Genomic DNA, 26,200 nt, shown 5'->3' with positions numbered 1-26,200 from the left:
CCGCACCTGCGTCTACGCCCGGGCCGTCACCACGTCGTACACCACTCTGCTGGACTCAACTCATGTCGAGTCGCCAAGCGACCGCCGCCTTCCTACCAGCGTGAGCCTCGAGGGAACAAGTTTCGAGGGTGGCTGGTGTGATGGCTAGGCAAGGTGGATCACACGTAGCGATCCGATCACCCAGCGTCACATTCGCCGCGATTTCGCCTAGAGTCGCCGCAGTCTTGGGTCAGGATCTAGCCCTCCCTGGACTTGCGCGCCCGTAGAGTCGACGCGGCCGCGGGGCTTGGCTGGCAACGTTGCCGCCGAACCGTTCGGGGTGAAACCGAAATTTACAGTGAGCACGGCATCAGCAGGGGGATGTATGGATATCTTCACGGCCATCCGGATCATGAACAGCCGACCCGACTTGCAGGTCAAGAGCACCCGCGTTCTGGCCGCTGCCGTCAACGCCAGCGCGCCCCCAGGTGGTGGGGGGCTGGTCCCCGTCCCGGCGCTGAATCGGCTGACGCCGCTACGCCCTGCCGACGTACTGCTCAATCTGGCGAAGGCGACTGCGCCCCGGTATCGAGCCGATGTGTATGAGGCCTACCTCAAGTGGGCGAAGTGGCGGTACATCGGGGTCTTTGAGCCGCGCCTGCACGTGGCGCGACCGTGCTACAGGCTATCGGAGGCGGGGCGCAGTGTGGCTCACAATCAGCGGCGAGTTCTAAGCGAGGAACTGGGTATCGGCTTTTCTACCTCTGTGCTGGAAAGCCACTTGACGAGACGTTTTGGGCCACACGCCGTCACGCAGTTTGTGGATGTTGACGTTGCACTGGATGACAACTACGTGCTCGTCAACGGAGTCCCTCATGGAGTTGGCCGGAGAGGAAACAACAGGCCCGACTACATTGCCGTCACGACGTTCCCGGGCAGTCCAGGCGGCCACTTAAGCCTTCTCGAAAGCAAGGGCACCAAGTCAGTCAGGCATAGCATCGAGCAGCTTGCACACGCGAGCCTGCAGCTGAACGGCATCTCCGTTGGCGGCGCGCAAGCTGAGCGCTACGCGATCAGCACGGTTATGAACGCCTCGGCCTTCTATGCCAATGCCCTCGAGCTGGAACTTTCACGGGACGGCGATGGCCCAGGGGACGCAGCCGAAGAGACGCAACCCGATTTCATTGTGGACGATGTCATCGGCGGCCTGGATGCCAATCGCGATCTCGATGTCGGCAGCGAGCCTGACATCAGAGCTGAAAGGCTGGCTGGTGCCAGTCTTCTTGGATCGTGGGCCAGCTTGGCGGACTTGTCTGAGAATCAGGACGCCTATCTGCGGTGGGCGCCGGACGTGTTGAAGCGCAGACGGGCCCGCTCGACCGAGGATCGGCGCCCGCGAGTGACGATCGAGATGGAGTCTGGGCTGACGGCGCGCGGTGTAAGAAGTCGGGTAAGCATGCCTGGTGGCGACTTGGAGGTCTTCTTGGGGGTGATCGCAGAAGTTGATGACGCGCTGACACGGGGCGACGCCCGCGATGTCCTGGGAGCCCAAGCATCACTTGCGTCGAGAAGGCTGGATATCGGAGTGTCTCTCGACAGTGATGAAGAGAGCTACGCGATCGGCGGCGAGGGCGCCGCCTTGGCGCTTAGAGCCCTAAGGGGATAGGCGGAACCACTCGGGTGGCGCGCAGGGATAGGCCGCCGACGCCTCCTGTAGCCACCTCCCGGTTCTGCGGCCTCGGCGAGCGAAGGACGGAGCGTCCTTTCGCCGCGATCGCTCGGCTACGGGTCCGCGCTTGTCGGCCGACTATCTGGGATACGGACGAGCGCCAGGCTTCTCACCCGGGGAGCAGGATGGCGCCGAGACCTGCGACGTGCGCGCCGAACTGCATGTTGCCGTCAGTAGTGACGACTGAAACCTTGCGACCAGCCATAGTCTGCAGCGCCAACGCACGGTCGATGATCTCGCTGTCCGAATCCTCGATTGCTCGGTGACCGCGGGGGTCCATCAGCAGCTCCATCGTTACCCCCGTCGCCAACTCCGGAATGCTCTGGGGGTTCTCGAAGGACGTCCGGATGCGCTTGGAGGCGAGGCGTGCTCGATCTCGGATCGCTTCCCTATTCGTGAAGCTGACTGTCTTGTTGCCAGGCGCGCGCTTGGCCTTATCGATCTCGCGCATTACCGCCATCGGGACAAGCACTCGGACCTCGTCAGATGTCCCTGCGATTTCGTGCCAGTTCAACTCGTGAAAATATACGTCTTGGTGAAGGTAGATGTTCGTGTCTGGGATGAACAAGGCCTCCGGCATCGCACCACAACTCTCTGCAACAGCCCTGAGCCCGTCGAGAGCCTCCGCGAACACACGTGCCCGGTCTTCCTGCTCAGCGGAGATGCTGTAGTTGATCAGCGCTTGTGGACCGCCGAACATGTCGAACAGAAAGTCGTGACGTCTCGTGTCAATGAGGTGCTCAACCTGAGCTAGATCAACGACGTACCGCAGCTGGCTCGACCCTTGTGAGGCCCAGTTGTGGTAGGCAGAAAGCCTGTCGCTGGCATCCCTTCCCTGAAGGTTCGCGAGACTTTGAGCCTGCGTCTCGAGAACCCTGATTACATTCATCAGGTCCGTATTGGGCAACGGTGTCACGGAACTGAACAGCATCAACAAGTTCCTCTCGTCTACGGCCTCAGCTACGGCCACCGCAACCTAAGCGACCCAGCGTGTCGATGCACGCGGATTGAGGTTCGACGACCAACTGGTCGCTGGGTCCGATCGACACGCGCGGTGCGACAGCTCCGCGAAATTGCTCGGTCGGCCCGACCCGACTGTCCCGACAATGCCGCGGCGGGCGTGTGCTCGAGGCGCGTCATTTCGCCGCGTCAGGCGCGCAACCAGGGCGAGACTCCGACTCTCGCAAGCGCCCAATTTGACCAACTCTTGACTTCAGCGCCCACCCGTCCATGGGTTTGAAATTCCGAGGGGCAGGCGCGTAGCGAAGTCACCGATCGCTGCGTCGATTTGGGTTTGGATCAGAGATCTGGCCGGGGACAGATCCGTGCCTTCAACGGAGGTGCGGGTGAGGTCTGCATCGGCCATGTTGGCGCCTGAAAAGTTCGCCCACTTCACGGACGCGGCAGTTAGGTCCGCCTCTTCCAGGGAAGCGCCGGACAAGTCGGCACCGTTGAGGTGGGCGCCGATCAGCTTGGCCCCGATCATGCTCGCGCCAGCAAGGTTCGCGCCGTTGAGGAAAGCGCCTCTGAGATCAGCCATTTCCAAGTGTGCGCCCGGAAGGTTGGCCCGATTGACATCATGACGACGAGGGAGCCTGCCGAGGATCGTCATGGCGGCTTCACTATCCGGGGCGACGACCGGACGACCATTCGCTTGTTCCGGCGCAGTCTTCCGAATGAAGGCGCTGAGAACCTCGACCACTGTTTGGTGATCGCGGTGGGAGTCAACGGCAATTCGCTCAAGTGCGTACATGGCGCCAAGACGGACAGCCAACGTGTCGTGCCCGAGTTGCTCAACCGCCTTGGTGTATCGCTCGGTGATGTGTCCCTCTCGATTGAGTCGATATGACCTGGCGGTGTAGGCAAGAGTGCCGCCGGCACCCGCCGCCACGAGAAGCGCGACCAATGCTGACCGAGCATCGGCGGCGGCCTTGTGTCGATCGGCGGCGTCTGGGATGACGGGGTGCTTGGTCAGCGCCGTGGGCAGAATCCAAACCACGAGGATGAGGACTCCCGCCAATGAAACGAACCCGCACGCCAACACCAGTCGACGTCGTGATCTCAGTCGGCGGAGGAGATGATTCTTGGCGCGCTGAACCCTCTTGTGGTCGCGGAGCGCCTGAAGGCGTTTCGGGGCCGGTGACAACAGCAGTACCGCCATCGCTGTGGCGGCACCGCCCACTACAAGCCATCCAGACCAAGTCAAGGCGTGACCGCCGTTCAGAAGCGCATTCGCCTACGCACAGGTGTACCGCGCCGGCACGCGATTCACAATGGACGCCACTCCTGGACGGTGCGGCAGCCACCGCCCTATCTGCCGTCGATCCTCGAAAGAGGGACACGCGCTGAACGTGAGTCCTTCCGCCGCGACTAGGGATCCTTCAGGCGGCAGGCAGCGCCTTCGCCAGGTGTCGGTGGATGTCGTCCATGGCTTCCGCGGACAGTGGCCCTTCCGCCTGGAGCTGGGGGTAGAGCTTCTTGGGCCAGAGCGCCTGGACGTCGCGCGTGGTGAAGGCTCCTCCGATCAAGGGCCGGTCCGCTTCGACGAAGCAGAGCACGCCTCGGACCGGGACGTCCTCCGCAAGAGCTGCGCGGACCACGTCGACCTGTTTGAGCACGCCGTCCACCAGCTTGGTGCAGTCGCGGGATCCGACGAGCAGCCGTTCTACGCGGGGGCGCAGGATGCCGCCTTCGATCTTGAGCTGAGGGCGGCCGCGGTACTTCTTGGCGTCGATGACGTAGACGCCGTTGGCGGTCATGGCGATGTGGTCGATGTTCGCCTTGGACCTCGGGATGCGTCGGTCGTGCAGCAGTTTGATGGTGTCGCATGCCAAGCGGTCCAAGCCTTTGCCGAGTTTCTCTTCGCCGAGGGCACCGGTGTCCCAAGCGGTGGTGGACTGCCGCTCCTCGGAGATGGCCAGGAGGAACCCTCCGATCCGCGGATGCTGGGTTCGAATGCGCTGCTCACGCTTGGCCTTGCGACGCTCGAACTCCCGACGAGCTGATGCTCCGGCGGTGCCAGGCTCAACCACCGCGTTAGCGACTGGTCCCGCCTCCATCACGCCTTCAAGGGTGACTGGACCTGCATCCGTGGCGGAGGTGGATTCAGGCGGAACCGTCATGTCGTGGCTCAGGCAGCGGACGGTCTTGGTCTGTCGTTCATAGACCGCTTGAGTCTTCTCCGGGATCCCGGCTCCACAGACTCGGCAGGTGCCGGCGTACCGCAGCCGCATGACCTTCTCGTCGGGTCCCCCTTGCACGCCGGGAACCGTACGTTGTCTACGCACCGCGGAGGCGTCGTTTGCTGGATTTGCCCTTTGGCGCCGCGGCCACGGCACGGGTCTACCGTCGGGGTCGTCTGGGTGCCTGGCCGCGAGGGCGGCGCCGGGGTCTGGCCTGTGTTCGGTCGCCGCATGAGGTGACGCCATGTCCGATACGACGATCCTTCTGCCGTTCCAGCCCGCGTCGATGTCGACCGCCCAGCTCGCGGCGGTCTCCTTCTTGGCCCGATACTCCGGGCACACTCACGCCTTATACGCCTATCAGCTCAGGGAGTGGTTCACCTGGTGCGAGGGCCACGGCCTCGACCCGCTGGCCGGTGTGCAGCGAGCCCACCTCGAGCTGTACATCCGCGGGCTCAGTGACCGTGGGCTGATGGACTCCTCCGTGGTGACGATGATGCACGGGGTCCGCGGGTTCTTCCGGTTCGCGCACATTGATGGCCTGATCGGGTCCGACCCGGCCGTGTACGCCCGGCTGCCGAAGGTGCATCGCGACGAGTCCCGCACCCACGGTCTGGACCGGCTCGAGCTGATCAGGTTCCTACAAGTGGCCCAGACCATCACCGTCCACCACGGAGCCCTCGCGTTCCTGCTCGGCATCAACGCCCTCCGCGCCTCGGAAGCCGCAGCCGTTCGGATCGAGGACTACGCCGACACCATGCGCGGCCACCGCGTGCTGCACCTGGTCGGCAAGGGCAACAAGCCCGCCACCATGCCCATCACGGTCCCCGTGCTGCGTGTCCTCGAGGCGTGCCGCGGGCAGCGCACCACAGGGCCGCTGATCCTGCGACCGCTCACAGGTAACCCCATCGACCGGCGCGACGCGTACCGCATGGTCGCCCGGATCGCGAAGGCTGCTGGCATACCGCGTCACATCAGCCCGCACTCGCTACGGCACGCCGCCATCACCAACGCCCTGGACGCCGGCGTCCCACTACGCGACGCCCAGATCCTCGCCCGACACGCTGACCCAAGGACCACAGAGCACTACGACCGCGCCCGAGGCAACCTCGACCGCCACGGCGTTCACTTCCTCACCGCCTACGTCGCAGGCGTCTGAGGGCCCTGTGACGTGGACGGTCTCTAACGCGACTCATCGACCGCGCGTGGGAACGGTGGCTTCTCGTCTGCTCCTCTCCCACGGGGGCGTCTGCACCCCGGCGCTGGAGGTCAGGTGCCAACAGCGACACGGACTGCAGAAGTAGGCGCCTCTCGGACCGGTTCGGCCGCGCCTACGGTAGGCGCGGCCTATGCCACGCATAGCGAACAATGCGGCGCCACGGCTGCCATAGGGGATCTTGGAGCATTCCGACATGTCGATGTCCTCGACTTGTCGCACTCGGCCGGCTCATATCCTGCCCGGTACGCGGTTCACGCCTGATAGCGATCGGCTACGAAGGAACTGATGGTTCCGCTTGCCGGAAACGATACCCAACGTCGGGCCGTGGCCACGAGATACTGAGTCATTCCGCCGCGTCGCGACGGCCGAGTGCACGCGCACGCCCATACTTAGTCGCGTGCACTTGTTCAGACGAACGGATCGACGTTCTGCGGAGGACCCGACCTCGTTGAGTGACGAACGACGACCGGGCCGCGTGACGCTATACAGCCAATATGTGAGGCGCCGCCCATCCGATGCCCGTCCCGTCGATCAAGCCGGCATGGCGATGGCCCCTTATATGTTTCGCGACCCGCTGGAAGAACCGATCCGGCACAAGCTTGCGCTAGCGGTCGAGCGCAATCAGCCGAGGATGACCCTGTCTCAGTGGCAATACCCAAATGCGGCTGAGGAGATGGCCCACATCGCCATCGAACTCGTGGTGGGCGCGCGTGGCGACCTGAGTCTCCGTGCCGCCAAACCCCACCCGCAGGTGCGAGCTCGACCATTCGACCAGCTCATCTCATTCATAATTCACGAGGAGTGCCCGCTTGCTCTGGATGCCGTCGGGGCTTGGGCCGACGGCTACGCGCGACTGCCCGGCCTGCCTTGGCAGCGTCATGAAGAGGAGGTGTTCCTGAATGAGGTCGAGGAGATTCTCTCGGAAACAAAGTTCGCAATCCGGGGACGAGAGGGGATCCTCCGAGAGGACCTCGGGGCAGTCGTGCTCATCGATAAACCACTCGCGGCACTCGTCTCGAACAATCCAGCACTTCGCCACGTGGACGACAAGCTTCGGGAGGCCCTTGAAGAACTCTCCGCGGGTAACGCGGCGGACGCCGTCACCGATGCAGGGACGGCACTCCAGATGTTGCTCGAGCACCTCGGATACGCGGGGGGCCAACTCGGCGATCAGGTGAAGCAGGCGCGGAAGTCCGGTTGGCTCGATGGAATCGATACACCTATGGCCGACGCTGTGGACGCCATCGTTCGCTGGATTGCATCTGTTCGCAACCAGCGCAGCGACGCCCACCATGGGCCCCCGCCCGAGACGCGTGACGCTGAGTTCGTGGTTCGCATCGTTGGGCTTCTTGTGCTGCGCTTCGGCTAAGCCGAACGGCATGCTGCATTCACCGCCCAAGTTGGGATTTGGCCCGCGCCGAACGCCGCTTCGCTAACGTCTCACTATGGTCGTCAGCGAAGGCAGCTGGAAACCGGGCAGACCGGTCCGGTACTGGCACGGAACTCGGGCATCGCTGAAGCACGGGGACGTTCTGCTCCCAAGATCGGTTACGGGAGCCTCGCCGAGTACCGCGTTGATGTACCCCGGAGCATCCTCACCTGCAGAAGCTGCCGATTGGGTCTACGTAACCACTAGGTCCAAGTTTGCCTGGATGCATGCCTACTACTCGGGGATCGAGGGCGATCCCATCGTTGCCTTGGTGGAGCCTGATGACACGCTGGAGCGCGACCTTGAGTACTCCGAACGGATGCGCGCTTTTCGTTGCCGATCGGCGCGCGTGATTGTGGTCGACACAACCCCAGCGATCACCGAGGAAGAGGCGGCGAGCGGGTGGAAGTACTAGCAGTGGCGAGTCATGCGTCATTCCGCCGCCTTGCGGGCTGAAGCGCCCATGTCGACGCTAATCGCAGAGACTGCACACGCCGGTTATCGAGAGTTCGATGTAGTGAACGGGGCAAAGCTTCGGAGGAGGCCGACTCGCGGTCGTCCGTCGTGAGCGGGCTTCAGCCAGTTTTGGAGTCAACTCCGGCTTGCCCCCATCAGCAGGCAGATCGGATGCGTACTTCTTGTAGCAGAGCAGTCGGTGAGCCGCAGCCAGCTCGTCGACGTCGGCTGCTGGATCGACGTCAACTGACTTCGGCGCGCGCAGATATCCGATGCCGATGGTCCCGTTCTGATGGACACAAAGCGATGTCAGCGGCACCTCGCCTCGGTCGGTGGCGAGCTGTGCTACTCGCTCCAACAGCTTGCCGCTCCAGTTTCCGATCAGCATCCGGGTCCTGACGCCCGAGGTTTGCTGCACGTGTTCGGTCAACTCGAGATATGTGGTCCAGCCGTTGTATCGCTGAGCGGTCTTGATCAGCCAGTCATAGGCGAGGGGTACCCACAGATTCAGCGCCTCGGAGAACGCGACTCCAGATTCGTCAGAGACTCGATACGTGCCGGGAGCCGGTGCCATCTCTCCATGCTGCACCATTCCGCGCTCGGAGCTTGACAGAGGATCCCTGCGGCAAGATGCGAGCCCAATATCGTGCGTCTAACCACCGCGTTGGCGCGGCTCGAGCCTCCAAGGGCCTGCAGGCAGTGTCAGTGGCCACGGCTAGCGTGCCCGCATGACTGCACCTCCGAACCCGCTGTACCGCGGACCTCTTCGATGGATGGAGGGTGCACCGTCTCTCGGAGAACTTGCCGGAATGGCAGCTTTGGCGCTCGTGGGCGGCATCCTCCTGCTGAACGGTTGGCGCCTTCTGAAGCGGTTAGCGCGAGCTCACTGGGACGGATTGCCAGACGTCGGTCCCAGGTCCCTCGTGTGGATTGGTGTCAACGCCCTCGCCGGAGGCGGCCTCCTCACTTGGCTTTGGGTGCAGCTTGAGCACATCGGTGCGCGTATGGGTATTGCAGCCGTCGTCTTGCTCGTCCTTCTTGTTTCCGAGGTGCGACCAAACCGAGGGCGTCGTCGAGCTTGAGTGCGAGGCCGCCAAGCCCAATGTGCGCGGACAATCAAATGCCCCCGAGCGGCTGCACGCCAGTTGGCAGCCGACGAAGGCGGGTCATTCCGCCGCCTTTGCATCAGCTCTCCCTAGAGCGAGGCGGCCCCGGACGCGAGCAGCCGGCGCTCGCGTGAGCAGGACGAGTCTTGGCTCCGGCGTGGGCATCACGCATGGCCTGATGGCTCCTGAGGATCCCGTGGAGCTCCTTTGCCCGGGCCGCGCTGATGTCGCCGTCGTTGCAGTGCCGACGCCATTCATCCGCGGCGGCAAGACCCCTGACCACGTGGACCCCATCCAGGACCGCCCAGTCGTTCTCAAGCTGTCCTGCGCCAGGTCCCCAGATCATCAGCACCGCCTCGACGGGTACGTCCTTGAAACCCTGGGAGAGAAGGATCGATCGCACGGACCTGGCACTCGAGCGGGCACCATCCATCGCCACCTCGCGATAGCGGTCCGTCGCCCACTGCCGGCCCGCACCTACGAACTTGGTCTCCATCGCCAGCACCGCGCGCGGACTTACCGCGACGTGATCGATGTTGCGCTTCTCCATCGGGACGTCGTCCAGGAACGGCCACCCGAACTCCCGGCTGGTGAGGACCTCACGCGTGAACGACTCCCCCCACTCCCCCATCGTCACCGGATACGTCCGGATCAACGACGTCACGAAGACCATCCACGCCCAGCTGGTCGCCAGCGTCCCGGCGACGAACCCTCGAACCATGCCTGATCCGACCGGCAGCACCAGCACCACTACGGCCCCGCCCAACATCCAGGCCGCGGCCGCCGCAATGTTCCGGCGCCCACTCCACAGCTCGGTCCGCACCAGCTCCCAGCGACGCCGCTGCTCGAACGTCCTCCTCCCCCGCCTCCACAGTCTGCGGTAGGCAGCCCCCGACCACGGCCCGAATGCGCACAGCCCACGGAAGAAGTCAGCAGTGAGCCGAACCAAGATCCACCGCCCGACGCAGGCCGCCCAAGCCAGCCACGGACGACGGCGGACCGCGACGGACCCCGCCGGACCGTCGCTGCGAGTGAGTGCGAGGGCCTTGGTCACTCAGTTAGTCATTCACCAACAGAGAAGAGGTCAGATCCGGCCCCTGGTCCCGGGCAACGAACAAGCCCCTGACCGGCGTTTCCGCAGGTCAGGGGCCGTTTCGTACTGGTGGGCGATACTGGGTTTGAACCAGTGACCTCTTCCGTGTCAAGCATTCTCGACCCGTCCGCAACCGTGCCCGGACGTCCATCTGAGCACGAAGCCAGTCCCCCGATGTGCGCCTGCATCCACCCGGACATGCTCCCGTTGTCAAGCAGTTAGTCAAGCAGCGCCGCTCCCCCGCTCGCTCAGCATGAGAGGGGTGATACCACCACAGCGTCGAAGTCAGGTTCAGTGGTTGATGCGTTCCACCAGCTCGTACAGGTGGCCGTCCGGTGCGGTGAAGTGCACGTACCGCTCCCTGCTGTTCACCGCGGGTGCATCCGTTGCCACGCCAGCGGCGTGCAGCTCGGCGATGGCTTCGTCCAGGCTTGCCACGAGAAACCCGAGCGAGCGGGCGCTGTCTCCCATGCCACCCGGTGAGGCCACCGCGAACGAGCTTCCGTCGGGGAGCGCGAACAGGTCTGCTTCCACGCCGTCGACGGTTCGAACGGGCAGGCCCAGAACGTCGCCGACGAAGGCACTCATCGAGGGGCGTTGGGCGGTGGAGGTCCCGGCGAAGCAAATCCCCAGTACTTGCATCCACTGAGCGTATGGCACGCAGGGCGGCTCCTGCGGGGCGAATTTCCCTGCCTCGACACCACCTTGGAGGTGCGGCCTTCCCTTCGTCACGAGCGCTTGAACGACGAGACACGCTCGAGCGCTCGGACCCTTGGTGGGGTCCGAGCGCTCGAGCGTGGTGCGCTGGGGTTGCGTCAGTGGTGCATGTGCATTCCGGCGCCACCTTCGACGCGCTGGCTGGGCATCCGCATGTACGCGAACACGGCCAGGACGAGGGCGATGCCTGCTGCGGCGAGGAACCCTCGGTCGAAGCCAGCAACGACACCGGCGATGCTGGCCAGGCTGCCGGCGGTGCTGGCGACGGCGGAAAGAACGGCCACGCCCAGGGCGGCGCCGACTTCGTGCCCGGTCATGAGGAACCCGGACGCCATCCCCGCGTGCTGCGGCGGGATGCCAGCCATGGCGGTGACCGAGACGGGGGCGAAGACCATGCCGACTCCGATGCCGATGGTGGCCAGGCCGGGCAGGATGCCGGTGGCGAAGCTGGACCCTGCGGACGCCTGGGTGAGCAGGACGGCTCCGCCGGCCAAGATGACCAGTCCGACTGTGGCGAGGGCCCGCGGGGTGCCGTGCGTCATGGCGTGCCTGGCGACGACGGTACCGGCGGTGATGGCCAGGGCGAACGGGACGAACGCGACCCCGGCGCGGATAGCCGAGAATCCCATGACGTTCTGGACGAAGATGGATGCGAGGAACACGGTTCCGACCAGGATGCCGCTGACGCCGAGCATGACGGTGGTGCCGGACACGAGGGACGTGACCTTCCACGTGTGCGGCGGGACCAGCGGGTTGGCCGCTCTGTTCTCCCGGACCTTGAACGCGACGGCGAGGACCGCTGAGGTGGCGAAGGCGACCAGGACGCGGGCGGAGAGCCAGCCGTGCTGCTCGGTGGCACCGAGGCCGTAGATGAGTGCGGCCAGGCTGCCGATGACGGTTGTGGCGCCGGCCACGTCGAACTGCTTGAGGGTGACGGCAGGGGTGGTGGCGACGGGGATGATCTTGAGCCCGGCGACCAGGGCGACGGCGCCGATGGGGGCGTTGATGAAGAAGATGGTCTGCCAGCCGGCCCAGGTGGTGAGGGCTCCGCCGAGCAGGACTCCGGCGGCGACGCCGAGGGACCCGACCGCGCCCCACAGGGTCAGGGCCAGACGACGCTGGGCGCCGGCGTACGTGGTCATGATGATCGACAGCGCGGCGGGAGTCATCAGGGCTGCGGCGAGGCCCTGGCCGGCGCGGGCGGCGATGAGCTCGGTTGCGCTGCTGGCGAATCCGCTGACGATGGATGCGGTGGTGAACACGGTCAGACCGGTCAGGAACACCTTCTTGCAGGACAGCAGGTCGGCGATGCGGCCGCCGAACAGCAGCCCGCCGCCGGACATCATCAGGTAGGCGGTGACGACCCACTGCATGTCGGACCCGTTCAGGTGCAGGTCGCGGCCGATGGAAGGCAGGGCCGTGTTGACGACGGAGATGTCCAGGACGACGAGGATTTGCGCGGCGAGGGCGAGGGCCAGGACGGTCCAGGGCTTGCGGGGCCCGTCGGTGTGGTCGTGGTGGGTAGTGGCAGGGGCGGGTGCGTGGTGAGTGGTGGCAGTTGTGGCGTTGGGTGCAGGGTGGGTGCTGGCGGTGACGGTGTGAACCGCGACCGGTTCGGCGGTGAGCTTGGCGTGCATGACAACTCCTTGACGGTCTCGGCTTGTGGTCCACCAGGGCGATCTGTTGGTGGGGTGATGCCTACCGTCGTCTGAATGCCGCAGGCTCGCGCCGGTCAAATGGCCGGGGTGTGCAATGGCAGATGCCCCCGAGGCGCAAGGAGTCACGCGCCCGGCGGGGCGAGCAGGTATGCGGAGACGCTGCGTCCGGCGGCGCCTGCCTGGGTCCCAGCGCTTTGTGAGGCCGCACGCGGCGGGTGGCCGTCGAGGTTGGCCGTGTGGGTCAGGCGGGGTTGGTCACCAGTCCCTCGCCGACCTGGTCGACGGCCGCCCGGACGTCTTCGTCGACGAGGTCGGCGTTGATGGCGATGGCCGCCGCGGACCCTTCGCCTGCTGCGGTGATGACCTGTGCGCGCGGGTTGGCGACGTTCCCGGCGACCCAGACGCCTGGAACGGTGGTGGCTCCGGCCATCGCGGTGGTCACCCAACCGTCCTGGTCGAGCTGGGCACCAAGGCTGGCAAGCAGCTCGCTGTGCGGGACAAGGTGAGGCGGGACGAACACGACCTGCCTGGGAATGAGCGACCCGTCAGCCATGGCGACACCGGACAAGACGTCGTCCTCGACGACGAGGCGGTCGATGGGGCCTTCGACGAGGCTGATGGCGCGGGCAGCCAGCTCGGCGCGGTCTTGCGCGGTGAGCGCCCCGTTGGGTGCGAACAGGACAAGGTCGCGGATCCACTGGCGGACGATCTGGACGTACCGGGTGGTCTCTGGGCCGTTTCAGATGACCCCTGCGGCGCGGTCGCGGACCTCCCACCCGTGGCAGTAGGGGCAGTGCAGGACGTCGTTGGCCCACCGGTCCCGCAGACCAGGAACGTCGGGCAGCTCGTCGCGCAACCCGGTAGTGACGAGGACCCGTCGAGCGTGGATCTGGTCACCGTCGCCGAGCACGGCGGTGAAACCGCCTCCGTCGTCGCGAACCAGTTCGTCCACGCGGCCGGCGATGATAGTTCCGCCGTACCCGGTGACCTCGGCGCGGCCCGTCTTCAGCAGGTCTGAGGGCGGCATGCCGTCGCGGGAGAGGTATCCGTGCATGTGGGCGGCAGGGGCGTTGCGTGGGGCGCCGGAGTCAACGACTACGACGGTGCGGCGGGCGCGGCTCAGGACGAGGGCCGCGGACAGACCGGCGGCGCCGCCACCGACGATGAGGACGTCGTAGGTGTTCATGCCCTCGAGGATGATCTGCTCCCCGAGCCTGGGCAACACCCGAAGTCCGTTGTGACTGTTGGGCTGGGGCAATTGTCAGCACGGGTGCCGGTTCGACCAGGGAGACTCCCGAGTTGCCTTCGTCAGTTCGTTGCGTCCACTCGCCGGTGCTTCAGCCGGCTGATGCCCATCGCGGCTGTGTGCCAGGGTCGTTCAGTTGAAGTCGAGCTGGGCGAGCTCGGTGCGGGAACTGACTCCGACCTTGGTGAACACGTTGCGCAGGTGGAACGCCACCGTGCGCGGTGACACCCAGCACTGGGCTGCGACGTCCTTGTTCGACAGGCCGGTGCTGACCAGCTGAGCGACCTTGAGCTCCATCGGGGTCAGGTCCAGCAGCGTGGACGGGTCACGTTTGCGCGCAGTCTCGCCCGAGGCGCGCAGCTCCTGGGTGGCGCGCTCCACCAGCGGGCTGGCGCCGAGCTCGGTGAAGGTCTCCAGTGCCGGCCGCAGGTGGGTGCGCGCGTCGACCCGGCGGTTGGTGCGGCGTAGGAACTCCCCGTATGCCAGCTGGGTTCGTGCCAGGTCGTATGGGCGGTTAGCCCTGCGGTAGTGCCCCACAGCTTGCTCGAACGATGACGCGGCGTCGGCAGGGTCGGTCGCGGTCAGGGCCCGTCCAAGGTTGGTGGCCCCGACCGCCCACGCCTGGCCGGTGCCCGTGGCGAACGGGACGAGCTCTTCGACCCAGATCAGGGCTTGGTTGGTGTCGCCGGCGCGGACGGCACTTTCGAGCCGGTCGATGAACGCGAACCGATGCAGCGCCGGGACCCGCATCCCCGACAGGTGGTGCAGTGCACCTCCAGCGTCGCCTTGGGCGGCGGCACGTGCGCCCTTGGCCCACCGGGTGACGTCGTGGGTCGGCCCGGTCATGATGCCGAGCGGGTGGCGGGTGGCGACGTCCTCGACCTCGGCAAGGCGGTCGTCGACGTCGTCGCTGCCGGTCAGGGCCGCCAGCAACGCCAGGCAGGCCAGCGGTGCCGCAGTCAGGGTGGGCTGGCCGACACTGCGTGCCAAGGTGAGCGCTTCGTCGGCGGAGCTGCGAACCGCCGTCCATGGTCCGGTGGGCAGATGGGCGAACATGAGCCGTTCGAGGGCGTAGATGACGACCATGCCGGCACCGGCTTCGCGCGCGGCGGCCTCCATGGCCGAGTAGTAGAAGCGAGCGCCTTCGTCGTGCCCGAGGTGCAAGGCGGTGTTGCCGAGATTGCCCATCACGTCCAGGTCTTCCACCTCGCGCCCAGCCTCGAGTGATTGCTCGAGGGCGGGGATGACTTTCGCCCAGTCCTGGTCTCCAGTCGCGGTCAGGGTCCGCAGCAGCAGCCGCAGGCAGGTGGTGCGTGGCGTGTCCGTGACGGTTGGTGCCAGCATCTCGGTGAGGACATCGGCACCGAGGGTGGCTCCGCTGTCGGCGCCGTATGCGCGGTTCAGGGCGGCCGCGCACGCCATCTCCAGGGCGCGACCGGTGTCGTGGTGAGCGATGGTGCGCGCCGCGACGGTGAAGATGCGGTGGCTGTCGACGGCGGATCCGACGTTGACCTCGATGCGGGCGCGGAGCCGGTCGATGTCGGCTCGCTGCAGCGGGTCGACCGCATGTTCCCGGGCGGCCGCCGCGAGGGCGCGGGCGCGCATCGTCTGCCCGGCCGCCCATGCGGTACGGGCGGCGCCGAACAGGCGGGTGGCTCGGTCCGGTTCCTTTGCGGTCAGGGCGGCTGAGCGTTCGAACGCGTCGGCTGCTGCACCGTGGCCGCCGCGCTGTTCGGCCCGGACCGCCACGTCGGCCAGGGCGTCGGCGACGGCGGCGTCGGGTCCGTCGGCTGCTGCGGCGCGGTGCCACGTGGCCCGGTCGGGGTCGTCCGCGTCGACCGCCTGTGCGAGAGCGCGGTGCACCTGCCGTTGTTCGAAGCTGGTGGCTGCTTGGTACACAGCGGAACGGACCAGCGGGTGTCGTACGGTCACGGTGTCGCTGGAGACGCTGAGCAGGGTCGACCGCTCGGCGTCCGCCCAGGCGGTCCCGTCGACGCCGAGAGTGGCGGCCGCCTGCCGGACGGTCGCTGCACGGCCTGTGGCGTCGGCTGCGGCGACCAGCAGCAGTGTCTGCACCGGTTGCGGCAGGCGGCGGCACCGGTCGAGGAACGCGCGCTCGACGCCGGCGGTCAACGCCAGCTGCCGGGGTAGCGGCACCTGGCCCTGCAGCTGCGCTGGGCTGAGCTCCGTGGGCAGCTCCAGCAGGGCGAGGGGATTCCCGCCGGTGTCGCGGACGAGGCGCTGCGCGACTTCACCAGGGAGCGCGTCGCCGCCGCGTTCGTCGAGGAGCTGGCGGGCCGCCCTGTCGCCGAGGCCGCGGATCTCCAGGACGGGCAGCCCAGGCGCTGTGAACTCTCGTCCAGCGGTTTCGCCGGTTCGTGCGGCGAAGACCATGGCAACGGGGTCGGCAGACAGCTGACGGGCCGCGAACAGCAGGGCGTCCGCGGACGCGGAGTCGAGCCAGTGCGCGTCGTCGACCACGCACAACAGCGGATGGTCCGGTTCGGCTGCGTTGGTCAGCACCGACAGGGTGGCGACGCCCACGAGGAACGGTTCGACGGTGGGTCCCTCCTCGAGACCGAACGCGACCCGCAGCGCCCGCGCCTGAGGAGCGGGCAACGGGTCGAAATCCGCGACGGGACGCAGCAGGCGGTGCAGGGCGGCGTACGGCAGGGGCGACTCGGACTCGACCCCGGCCGTGCGCAGCACTCGAAGGTCCCCACGCTCCCCCGACGGTTGCTGGGGATTGGTCAGGTCACGCAGCAGGGCCGTCTTGCCTACACCGGGCTCTCCCAGCACGACGAGGACGGCACCGTTCCCCGCGCGTGCCTGTTCCACGAGGGCGGCAAGATGCGCGCGTTCGGGCTCACGGCCGTGTAGCACCACCCGACGCTACCGCCCACTCAGCTTGTCGGGAGGACCATCCCGGCACTTTGACCGGGGCGATACCCCACGCGATGTCTGCATCGTGAACCATCCGCAAGAACGTCCCGCCAGCCTGAAGGACCCAACCATGACCTCCACCACCGCCTCTGCCCTCGCGGCCCACCTACCCGCCGTGCGGCACATCGGCATCCTGCTGTTCGACGGCGTCGAAGAGCTCGATGCCTTCGGCCCGTGGGAAGTCCTGGCGAACTGGACCCTGAACCACCCGGACGACGGCTGGGCGGTGTCATTCTTGTCCCGTGACGGCGCGCCGGTCCGAGCCGCCAAGGGACTAGTCCTCGACGCGCACCACTCGTTCCCCGACGCGCCGCACATGCAGGTCTTGATTCACCCCGGTGGGCAAGGCACGCGGGTCCTGATGCGAGACCCTGACCATCTGGCCTGGGTTCGCGCGCAGCGTGAGTCCGTCCCGTTGATGACCAGCGTGTGCACCGGTGCCCTCGTGTATGCCGCCGCTGGACTGCTCACCGGTCGGCCAGCCACCACCCACTGGGAGTCCCTCGAACTTCTGGCGTCGCTGGACCGCACCATCCAGATGCAGCCCATGGAAAGGTTCGTTGACGACGGTGACGTCATCACCAGCGCCGGTGTCAGTGCCGGCATCGACATGGCACTGCACCTCGTGGCTCGGCTCGCCGGCGTTGACCGCGCCAGGACGGTGCGCAGGGACATCCAGTACGACCCGCAGCCCACCGTGTGACGATCCACGAACCATCGTTGTCGAAGCAGGGCTACCGAGCGACCGAATCTGCAGGGTCATCGGGCTTCTACGGAGCCCTGTCTGCCGCGGACGTCGCACTAGCTTGCAGGAAGGGCGCGAGGTCTCGCTGCTCGTGCGGCGGCGCCGGCCTGCTGCGTGTCTCCCGCACGTCGGCTGCCTGCGTCAGCAGGGTTTGGGTCTTGTGTGTGTCGCCGAGTGCCGATGCGACCCGCGCCAACCCTTCCAGGGCTGTGGCGGTCAAGGACGGCTCGCCCACTTGGTGGCTGAGGTCCAGCACTCCGCGGTAGCCGTCCTGGGCGGCGTCGAGGTCACCGTCGGCTTCGTCGCAGCGCGCCAGGCCCGCGAGTGCCAGCCCTTGGGGAACGGGCGTCCCGAGGGTGCGGAAGCCTTCCAGGGCGGTCGTGTTTTGGAGGCGTGCCTGCGCCCAGTCACCGTCGACTTGAGCCATCAGCGCGTGCCCGTAGGTGGCGAGGACGGTGCCGGCGCCGTCGCCGATGTGCTCGGACGCGGCGCTGGCGCGGGCAAACATGTCCCGTGCCTGCCCCGGGTGTCCTTGGTGCAGGTGGGTCACGCCGAGGTCGGCCAGCGCCCATTGGACGGTGTTGTACAGGCCGGCGCTGGTGGCCACGTCGATCGCTTCCTCGAGGGTGCGTGCGGCTTCGGGGTACCGGCCGAACTGCCGCAGGCCCCATCCGAGGTGGTACAGGATGGCGGACAGCCCCCAGGGGTCGTCGAGCTCGCGGAACGCGGCTGCTGCTGCCCTGCCGGTGGGAATGGCGACGTCCTGGTGGCCGGCCTTGAGGGCGGTCTCCATCCGGACGAACCCGATGACGGCCTGCCCCCACGGGTCGTCGTCGGCACTGAACTGGTGCTGCGCGTGCCGGAGAAGCTGTCCGCTGCGTTCGGGGTGGGCGCCGGTGACTCCTTCCACCGCCAGGAGCACCTGCGACAGGGCGGCACGTGAGGCGTCGCCGAGGTCTTCGAACAGGGTCAGGCTCTGTTCGGCTGTCTCGGCACAGCGGGGGCTGGGATGGACCAGGCACGCGCGCGGGCGTTCGACGATGGACACCGCCTGCAGCGCGTGGGCCTTGGCCTGCTCACTCCCGGTCCCGGGTGCGAGGAGCCGAGCTAAGGCTTCGCGGCCTTCGAGGTGACGCCCGAAGTGCCAGAACAGGCCGAGCGCGCCTGCCATGGACAGGGCCGCGTCGATGTCGCCGGCGGGCGAGCTGAGCCACGCCAGTGCGGCCCGGATGTTGGGCTGTTCGGCTCGTAGACGGACCAGTGCGTCGCGTTGGCCGTGACCGCGCAGGTCCATCTCGGCGTCTTGGGTGAACCGGCGGAAGTAGTCCGCGTGCCGTTGCCGCCGGGTCATGTCGTCGTTGCGGGCCTCGAGTCGTTCGGCGGCATACTCGCGCAGCGTCTCCAGCATCCGGTACCGGGTGGTGCGGCCTGGGTCGACGACGACCAGCGACCGTTCGACCAGCCGGCCGAGGGTGTCCAGGACGGCGCCGTAGGCCATTCCTTCGTCGGACAGGACGGCTTCGGCCGCGGCCAGGGTCCAACCGCCGCGGAAGACCGAGAGTCCGTCGAAGACCGCCTGCTCGCCGGGCTCGAGGAGTGCGTAGCTCCAGTCGACCGTGGCGCGCAGCGTCTGCTGGCGCGTTTCGGCGGTGCGTGAACCACTGGTGAGCAGGGCGAACCGGTGGTTGAGACGTTCCGCTATCTCGGTGGGTGACATGGACGCGATACGGGCGGCGGCCAGCTCAACAGCCAACGGGAGCCCGTCGAGCGCTCGGGTGATTCGCGCGACGGCGAGGGCGTCTTGCTCGTCGAGGACCATGCCGGGTCGCACCATCCGGGCCCGTTCGGTGAACAGCTGGTTGGCGGGGTAGGTCAGGACCTGGTCGGGGCCGGCGTTCTCCGGTGCGGTGTCGAGCGGGCCGACGAGGACTTGCAGCTCGGCCGGGACAGCGAGTGCTTCGCGGCTGGTGGTGATGACGGTGACGTCGGGGCAGCGGGCCAGGATGTCCTCGATGACGCTGGCGGCTGCGTCCACGACGTGTTCGCAGTTGTCGACCAGGAGCAGCAGGTTTCGACTGGTCAGGAACCGGGTGAGGCGGTCCTGGATGTCCCGGTCGGCGGCTCCTCCGTCCAGCGGCACGCCGAGCGCGTCCGCGAAGGCGACGGGGACCTGGCCCGGGTCGCTGACTGGTGCCAGCCGCACGCCTACGGCGCCGTGGGAGAACTGGTGGGCAGCGGCAGCGGCAGCGGCCAAGGCGAGAGTGGTCTTCCCGGCGCCGCCCGGTCCGACGAGGGACACCAGCCGCTGGTCGGTGAGCAGGGCATCGAGGGAGCTGAGCTGGTCGTCGCGGCCGATGAGCGGCTTGGGGGTTAATGCCAGGGTTCCTGGTGCTTGGGGTGCTCTGTCGCGGCGTTGGCGGGTGGGGGCCATGACGGGCGCTGGAGCGAGGAGGGCACTGTCCCCGTCCCCACCCAGTGCCGGGTCTTGGCGAAGGACCCGCTCATGCAGGGACCGCAGCGCGGTGGACGGTTCAAGTCCGAGGTTCTCGTCCAGCATGGTCCTGGTTCGGGTGTACACCTCGAGCGCGTCGGCCTGGCGGCCGCTGCGGTACAGGGCCGTCATCAGCTGCCCGGCCAGCGACTCCAGGGTGGGGTCGGCCGCGACGACCGGTTCCAGGTCGGTGACTACCTCCCGGTGCCGTCCCAGACCCAACGCGACCTGGGCCCGTTCGGACAGGGCGGCGAGCCGCAGCTCGGTCAGTCGGGCAGCTTCGGCAAGAGCCCAGTGCTCTTCGGCGAAGTCGGCCAGGGCCTGCCCGCGCCACAGGGCCAGGGCGTCGTCGTACGCCTGGAGGTGCTGGGCCGTGTAGTCGCCGTGAGCGGCCGCCGTTCGGGCCTGCCGCAGCTGGGTGACGAACGCTTCGGCGTCGATGGCGGAGGGGTCCACGTTGATGCGGTAGCCGGTGCGTTCGCGGGTTATGAGGTCCGGGTCGACGTCCCGCAGGGCACGGCGCAGTTTGGACACCCGGATCTGTAACGCGTTGACGGGGTCGGCCGGGAGCGCGGACTCGGACCACAACCGGTCGATGAGGGTGGTCGCGGGAACGATGCGCCCCGGGGACAGCAGCAGCAGGACGAGCAGGGCACGTTCGGCTGCGCCGGGCAGGCTGACGGACTCGTCGTCGACGAGCATGTCGGTCGAGCCCAGCAGCCTAAAACGCAACGTCTGCAACGATTACCCCAACCTCGTGTCGTGCCCATGGTGCCGTCATGGGGGCGCTGACGGCAAACGGCCTGCGGAGCGGTCTCTGGTGGGGGGCGGGTCGGCTCACGAGGGTCGTTCCGGCCGGACTGGGGTGCTCGTCGCATGGGTGGGGTCCGGTCCGCCCAGCCCGACGCGGTGAGGGACGCGAGTCGGGCGGGGCGGTGTGCCTACTTGGCCTGCACGGTGAACGGTGCTGTGATCACGACGCCGCTCGCGAGGCGGAACTGACCCCAGAGCCGATAGGTGCCGGGGGCCGGGAAGGTGGCGTGAACGTTCAGCGAGGGCCCGAAGGTCTGACCTGGTGTGGCGAACATAGGGCGTCCGCGCTGGTCCTCGACTTCGGCGTGCTCGTGGGCGAACGAGGAACCGTCGGCGTTGATGACCACGATGTGTCCCGCGGCGGCGAGGTAGGGCTGCAGGTCGGTCACCGGCGCGCCTGTGTTGGCGTCGGAGAACCGGAAGTGCAGGTCGCTGCTGCCGTCCACACGCGCCTCGCCCAGGAGCTGGACGTTGGTACCCCGGACGTTCACGGAACGGCTGCTCACGGTGACGGGCTCGCGAGGACTGGTCGGCACCCCCGGCACGGTAACGACTTGGCGGAAGTGCACGTCGCTCATTTGCCCGCGGCGGCGGAACTCGATGTTGACGATGTACCGGCCCGGTGTCGGGAAGGTCATCTCGACGGCCACCTCGCCAGGGTGCCCGGTGGGCTGCGGGTGCACGTGGCCGAAGGTGGCGAGGTCTTCCCGCACGGCGATCAGGTGCATCCACGCCTGGTGGGTCAAGGTCAGGTCGGTCACCGGGTCGCCGGTGCCGTGTTGGACGGCCGTGGCAGTCACCCGGGTCGGGACGCCGGGTCGTGTACTGGCTGGCACGGACAGTCGCACATCAAGGCCGGCCTGCGCCGCCTCGGTGGGCGGGACGTCGGCGGTCATCATGGTGCTCATGGCCGGCCGCATCGGCATCCCCGTGGACTGGTTCCACGCGAGCAGGCCGTTCATCCCGCGCTTGGCGAAGTCCATCCGGCTCACCCCCGTCAGGGCGCTGCCGATGGCCAAGGCCAGAACTGCCACGGCAGCGAGGTAGGCGTACTGGCCCACACGCGACCGCAGCGGTGGGTGCAGAATCTCCTGCGCCGACGCCGGTCGGCGGAAGCGCCGAAGTCGCAGCGCGTTCGTCAGCACGCTGATTGAGCTCATCACCATCGCGGCTGAGGCCAGCACCGGGTCGAGCAGGAGCCCGTCGAAGGCGTAGAGCGCCCCGGCCGCGACCGGCACGAGCAGGACGTTGTAGCCGAACGCCCACACCAAGCCCTGCTTCATGGTGCTCACGGTGCGCCGCGACAGGGCGATCGCTGCGACGATGCCGCGCAGATCTCCACCCATGAGGGTGATGTCGGAGGCGGCGATGGCCACGTCGGCGCCTGTGCCGATGGCGATGCCGAGGTCGGAGCGGGCCAGCGCGGCTGCGTCGTTGATTCCGTCGCCAGCCATGGCCACGACGTGACCCTGCGCCTGCAGCTGGGCGACCGCCGCGTCCTTGTCCGCCGGGAGGACGTCGGCCAAGACGTGGGTGATTCCGACCTGCTCAGCGACCGCTCGGGCCGTGAGGGTGTTGTCGCCGGTGATCATCCACACCTCCAGCCCGAGCGCATGCAGCTGGTCGACAGCTTTCGCGGACTCAGGTTTGACGGTGTCGGCGACTGCGACCAGGCCGGCGGCTTCGCCATTGACGGCGACGTACATCGGTGTCTGACCGGCGGCAGCTGCGCGGGCGGCAGCCGGTTCGAGCGTCGAGATGTCGACTCCCGTCCGGTCCATGAGCGCCTTGTTGCCGATGCCGAGCGTGAATCCGTCCACGACGGCCTGCAGGCCGTGTCCGGGGACGGCCTCGAACGACTGCGGCTGGGCTAGGGGCAGGCCGAGCTCGCGGGCGTGCGCCACGATGGCCTGCGCAACTGGGTGCTCGCTGCCCGCCTCTGCCTCGGCGACCAGGGACAGCAGCTGGTTGTCGTCCCAGCCGTTGGTGGCGGTGAACGTGGTCAGGGCTGGACGTCCGCGGGTGATGGTCCCGGTCTTGTCGAGTACCACGGCGGTGACGCGCTTGGCCTGCTCGAGTGCCTCGCCGTTGGAGATGAGGATGCCGAGTTCGGCGGCGCGGCCGGTGCCGACCATGACGGCGGTCGGAGTGGCCAGGCCGAGCGCGCAGGGGCAGGCGATGATGAGTACGGCGATGGTGGTGGTGATTGCCATGGTCAGGTTTTCCTGGCCGGGTCCGAAGAGCGCCCATCCTGCGAAGGTGAGGGCGGCCGCGACGATGACGGCGGGCACGAAGAACGAGGAGACGGCGTCGGCCAGTCGTTGCATGGGCACTTTGGCGCCTTGGGCGTCCTCGACGAGCCGCACAATCTGGGCCAGGGCGGTGTCGGCACCGACGGCGGTGGTGCGTACCAGCACGCTACCTGTGGTGTTCAGGGTGCCTCCGATGACAGTGTCACCGGGCTCCTTGTCGACCGGGAGACTTTCGCCGGTGAGCATGCTTTCGTCCACGGTGGTGCTGCCAGTGGTGACAACCGCGTCCACGGGAACCTTTTCTCCCGGCCGGATGCGGACCGTGTCGCCGACGACGACCTGTTCGAGTGGGACGTCGAGCTCGTGGCCGTCCCGGACGACTCGAGCGGTTGGGGGTGCAAGGCTGAGGAGGGCGTTGACGGCCGCTGCGGTCGCCCGTTTGGCTTTTGCCTCCATCCACTTGCCGGCCAGGACCAGGGCGATGATGACCAACGACGTCTCGTAGTAGACGTGCAGGGGCAGGCCCCAACTCTCGGCCAGGCCCGGCCAGAGCGTGACGAAGGTGCTGTAGCCGTAGGCGACGCCGGTCCCGAGTGCCACGAGGGTGGTCATGTTTGTGCTGCGGTGCTTGGCCGCTGCCCACGCTGAGGCGTAGATGCTCCGGCCAGCCCAGAACTGGACCACGGTCGTGATGAGGAAGATGACGGGCATGAGCCAGTCCATGGTGTCGATGTAGAGCGGGACGTACATCAGGACCATCAGTCCTAGCCCGGTGGTGAGGGCGACTTGCCAGCGGCGTTTGAGCTGGCGGAGCTCTCGGTCTCTGCTGTCGTCGGCGGCGGTGGTGTCGACCGGCGTGGTCGGATCGTGGGTCGCTGCATGCGTTGGTGTGGCGGTGTAGCCGGCACGGCTGACGACGGCGGTGAGCTGCTCCACGCCAACGAGGTTCGACGCGAAGGTGACGGAGGCGACCTCGGTGGCGAGGTTCACTTGGGCTGAGGTCACGCCGTCGAGCTTGGTGAGAGCTTTCTCGATGCGTCGCACGCATGATGCGCAGGTCATGCCACCGATTTGCAGGGTGCATGTCTCGCTCTGGGTTGCTTCGTCGGCGCCCAGGGTGCGGTCGGCGGCGGTGGTTGTCTGGGGGGTCATTACTTCTCCTGGGGCGGTGCGAAAGAGGGTCGGGTGGGCGCAGTGAACGGCCTTGCCAGCACACGCCTCGGCTTGGATGAGGTCGCCCGGCGGGGCACGGGGTGGCTCCGCCGGGCGGCTGTCATGCGGTCAGGGTGTAGCCGGCTTCGGTGACTGCGGACCGCAGCGCCGCGACCGGGACGGCCTGGGTGCTGGTGACGGTGACCTGGCCGTGGACGACGTCAACGTCGACGTCGGTGACGCCGTCGATGTCGCTGACCTCGGCGCGAACTGCGCGAGCGCAGTGGTCACATGTCATGCCGGTGACGGTGTAGGTCTGGGTGGTGGTGCTCACGGTGCTTATCTCCCTTGGGTTGGGTTGGGTGCTGGTGTGGGGTGGGTTCTTGGTTGTCGGGTCTTGGCGTTCTTGTGTTGGGGGCCGTGCCCCCGGCGGCGTGGGTGCTCGCCGGGGGCACGGAGCCTTGGGGGGTCAGGCGGAGGCGTGCTCGGGTTCGCCGGCGGAGGCGGCGTCGCTGGCCTGATGGGCGGGCGAGGCGTTGCGCAGCCACGCGGCGGTGAGGGCGGCCCCAGTGGCGGCGATGGCGGCGGCTCCGAGCAGTCCGGCGGAGAACCCGTCGGTGAGGGAGGCGACGTCGGCGCCGGTACCGCCGAACGCAGCAGCGACCGCCGTCATGCCGGCCAGTCCGAGAGCTGACCCGACCTGGTAGTTGGTGTTCACGATGCCGGCGGCGAGGCCGCCCTCGTGCGGCGCGGCCGACGACAGGGCCAGACCGAGGGAGGGGATGAACGCCATCGCCATGCCGGCGGCGGTGACCAGCGTTGCGGGAAGAACGTCGACGAGGAAGGTGCCGTCGGGGCGGATGAGGGACAGCCACACCAGTCCTGCGGCCAACGTGGCGAGGCCGGCGACGGTCATCGTCTTGGGTCCGAACCGGGCGATGAGCTTGGGCGCGGCAACGACCATCCCGACCATGATGGTCACGGTCAGCGGCAGCAGGGCGGCGCCGCTGGCGAACGCGCCGAGCCCGAGCACCTGCTGCAGGTACAGGTTGATGAAGAAGAACATCGGAATCCATGCCGCCCCGAGCAGGAACTGGGCGCCGTTGGCTGCGGCGAGGTTGGGGGCGCGGAAGATGCCCAGGCGCATCAGCGGCTGACGCAGCCGCGCCTGCAGCACCACGAACAGCGCAAGCAGAACGACTCCGGCCAGTGCGGCTGTCACAGTCGTGGGTGAGGTCCAGCCGCTGTGGGGTGCCTGGACGATGGCGAACACGAGCGCGCCCAGGCCGCCGGTGACGGTGACCGCGCCGGCGATGTCGAGCGACCCGCGGGTGCGGGCCCCTGCTGGCATCACCGCTGGGGTGAGGGCGAGCACGGCGGCTGCGAGGGGGATGTTGATGAAGAACACCCAGGGCCAGCTCGCGTACTGCGTCAGGACTCCGCCGAGGAACACGCCGGCGGTGCCACCTGCGGGTGCGGCGGCGCCGTAGAGGGCCAGGGCCTTGGTGAGCTCCTTGGGGGTGGCGCCGAACGTGGTGAACAGGAGCGTCAGGGCGGCGGGTGCGATGAGTGCGGACCCGGCCCCTTGGACGACGCGGCCGATGAGCTCCACAGGTCCGTTCTGCGCCAGGCCCGCGACGAGGGAGCCGGCGGCGAGGACGGCCCAGCCGGTGGAGAAAATGCGGCGTGCACCGAGCAGGTCGGAGAGGCGGCCGCCGAGGAGCAGTAGACCGCCGAAGGCGACGACGTAGGCGTTGAACACCCAGGACAAGCCCTGGGCGGTGAAGCCGAGGTCGGCCTGCATCTTGGGCAGGGCGACTCCGATGATGGACGTGTCCATGATGACGAAGAACTGTGCGGTGGCGATGAGTCCGAGAGCCAGCCAGCGCCGGCTGCTCTGGCGCCCCGCGGTGGGTGGGGTGGAAGACATGGGGGCCTCTTTCGTGTCAGACAGCCGACGGTGGCTGTGAGGCAAGCGTTCTTGGGAGCC

At 67.5% G+C, this 26,200-nt stretch carries 19 protein-coding genes; 5 read left to right on the top strand and 14 right to left on the bottom strand.

Annotation, left to right across the window (positions count from 1 at the left end):
* Window positions 1-364: 364 nt before the first annotated feature.
* Window positions 365-1,645 carry a hypothetical protein gene (locus ASG70_RS12500; protein WP_056884059.1) on the top strand — a complete coding sequence of 427 codons (1,281 nt, stop codon included), beginning with the start codon at window positions 365-367 and terminating at the stop codon, window positions 1,643-1,645.
* A gap of 172 nt (window positions 1,646-1,817) precedes the next feature.
* Here ASG70_RS12500 and ASG70_RS12495 read toward each other — a convergent pair whose 3' ends face one another.
* The 3 genes from ASG70_RS12495 to ASG70_RS12485 form a co-directional block, all read right to left on the bottom strand.
* On the bottom strand, window positions 1,818-2,678 hold the full coding sequence (locus tag ASG70_RS12495) for a PIN domain-containing protein (RefSeq protein WP_056884058.1): 861 nt from the start codon (window positions 2,676-2,678) through the stop codon (window positions 1,818-1,820).
* A gap of 243 nt (window positions 2,679-2,921) precedes the next feature.
* The gene (locus ASG70_RS12490) at window positions 2,922-3,707 is read right to left on the bottom strand and encodes a pentapeptide repeat-containing protein (RefSeq protein WP_235531472.1); all 786 of its coding nucleotides are present in this window, start codon (window positions 3,705-3,707) and stop codon (window positions 2,922-2,924) included.
* A gap of 382 nt (window positions 3,708-4,089) precedes the next feature.
* Complete coding sequence (locus ASG70_RS12485) at window positions 4,090-4,968, bottom strand: nuclease-related domain-containing protein (RefSeq protein ID WP_369818903.1); 879 nt, start codon at window positions 4,966-4,968, stop codon at window positions 4,090-4,092.
* A gap of 166 nt (window positions 4,969-5,134) precedes the next feature.
* Here ASG70_RS12485 and ASG70_RS12480 point away from each other — a divergent pair, with 166 nt between their 5' ends.
* From ASG70_RS12480 to ASG70_RS19530, 3 genes are all read left to right on the top strand, one after another.
* Window positions 5,135-6,049, top strand: a complete 915-nt coding sequence (locus ASG70_RS12480; RefSeq protein WP_056884055.1) for a tyrosine-type recombinase/integrase — start codon at window positions 5,135-5,137, stop codon at window positions 6,047-6,049.
* 619 nt (window positions 6,050-6,668) lie between these two features.
* Window positions 6,669-7,478 carry a hypothetical protein gene (locus ASG70_RS12475; protein WP_156399964.1) on the top strand — a complete coding sequence of 270 codons (810 nt, stop codon included), beginning with the start codon at window positions 6,669-6,671 and terminating at the stop codon, window positions 7,476-7,478.
* A 283-nt stretch (window positions 7,479-7,761) separates the two neighbouring features.
* Window positions 7,762-7,953: a hypothetical protein gene (locus ASG70_RS19530; protein ID WP_056884053.1), complete on the top strand. Its 192-nt coding sequence runs from the start codon at window positions 7,762-7,764 to the stop codon at window positions 7,951-7,953.
* Between the two features lie 57 nt (window positions 7,954-8,010).
* Here the strand turns inward: ASG70_RS19530 and ASG70_RS19335 are convergent, their stop codons facing one another.
* From ASG70_RS19335 to ASG70_RS12445, 7 genes are all read right to left on the bottom strand, one after another.
* A complete protein-coding gene (locus ASG70_RS19335) occupies window positions 8,011-8,568 on the bottom strand; it encodes a hypothetical protein (RefSeq protein WP_156399962.1) in 558 nt (185 codons plus the stop codon).
* A gap of 611 nt (window positions 8,569-9,179) precedes the next feature.
* Window positions 9,180-9,923 (bottom strand): nuclease-related domain-containing protein, encoded by a 744-nt coding sequence (locus ASG70_RS12465; RefSeq protein ID WP_156399961.1) that lies wholly within the window; start codon window positions 9,921-9,923, stop codon window positions 9,180-9,182.
* 561 nt (window positions 9,924-10,484) lie between these two features.
* Window positions 10,485-10,835, bottom strand: a complete 351-nt coding sequence (locus tag ASG70_RS12460; protein WP_056884051.1) for a VOC family protein — start codon at window positions 10,833-10,835, stop codon at window positions 10,485-10,487.
* A gap of 173 nt (window positions 10,836-11,008) precedes the next feature.
* Complete coding sequence (locus ASG70_RS12455; RefSeq protein ID WP_056884050.1) at window positions 11,009-12,547, bottom strand: MFS transporter; 1,539 nt, start codon at window positions 12,545-12,547, stop codon at window positions 11,009-11,011.
* 262 nt (window positions 12,548-12,809) lie between these two features.
* The gene (locus ASG70_RS20020; RefSeq protein ID WP_235531471.1) at window positions 12,810-13,121 is read right to left on the bottom strand and encodes a hypothetical protein; all 312 of its coding nucleotides are present in this window, start codon (window positions 13,119-13,121) and stop codon (window positions 12,810-12,812) included.
* Between the two features lie 186 nt (window positions 13,122-13,307).
* Entirely contained in the window at window positions 13,308-13,754 is a 447-nt protein-coding gene (locus ASG70_RS20015; protein ID WP_235531470.1) for an FAD-dependent oxidoreductase, read from the bottom strand.
* Window positions 13,755-13,946: 192 nt separating this feature from the next.
* The gene (locus ASG70_RS12445; RefSeq protein WP_200949256.1) at window positions 13,947-16,652 is read right to left on the bottom strand and encodes a LuxR family transcriptional regulator; all 2,706 of its coding nucleotides are present in this window, start codon (window positions 16,650-16,652) and stop codon (window positions 13,947-13,949) included.
* A 220-nt stretch (window positions 16,653-16,872) separates the two neighbouring features.
* On the opposite strand from ASG70_RS12445, the gene ASG70_RS12440 reads away from it, so the two are divergent.
* Entirely contained in the window at window positions 16,873-17,460 is a 588-nt protein-coding gene (locus ASG70_RS12440; protein ID WP_235531469.1) for a DJ-1/PfpI family protein, read from the top strand.
* A gap of 67 nt (window positions 17,461-17,527) precedes the next feature.
* On the opposite strand, the gene ASG70_RS12435 is transcribed toward ASG70_RS12440, so the two are convergent.
* The 4 genes from ASG70_RS12435 to ASG70_RS12420 all read right to left on the bottom strand — a co-directional run bounded on the left by ASG70_RS12435 (window position 17,528) and on the right by ASG70_RS12420 (window position 26,140).
* Window positions 17,528-20,734, bottom strand: a complete 3,207-nt coding sequence (locus ASG70_RS12435) for a BTAD domain-containing putative transcriptional regulator (RefSeq protein WP_156399960.1) — start codon at window positions 20,732-20,734, stop codon at window positions 17,528-17,530.
* A gap of 200 nt (window positions 20,735-20,934) precedes the next feature.
* Window positions 20,935-24,210: a heavy metal translocating P-type ATPase gene (locus tag ASG70_RS12430; RefSeq protein WP_056884047.1), complete on the bottom strand. Its 3,276-nt coding sequence runs from the start codon at window positions 24,208-24,210 to the stop codon at window positions 20,935-20,937.
* A 121-nt stretch (window positions 24,211-24,331) separates the two neighbouring features.
* Complete coding sequence (locus ASG70_RS12425) at window positions 24,332-24,544, bottom strand: heavy-metal-associated domain-containing protein (RefSeq protein WP_056884046.1); 213 nt, start codon at window positions 24,542-24,544, stop codon at window positions 24,332-24,334.
* Window positions 24,545-24,679: 135 nt separating this feature from the next.
* Window positions 24,680-26,140 (bottom strand): MFS transporter, encoded by a 1,461-nt coding sequence (locus ASG70_RS12420; RefSeq protein WP_056884045.1) that lies wholly within the window; start codon window positions 26,138-26,140, stop codon window positions 24,680-24,682.
* Window positions 26,141-26,200 lie beyond the last annotated feature (60 nt).

Origin of the sequence: Phycicoccus sp. Soil748 (assembly GCF_001428025.1) — a bacterium.
Classification (GTDB): domain Bacteria; phylum Actinomycetota; class Actinomycetes; order Actinomycetales; family Dermatophilaceae; genus Pedococcus.
This window is presented reverse-complemented; position numbering and strand designations above follow the sequence as displayed.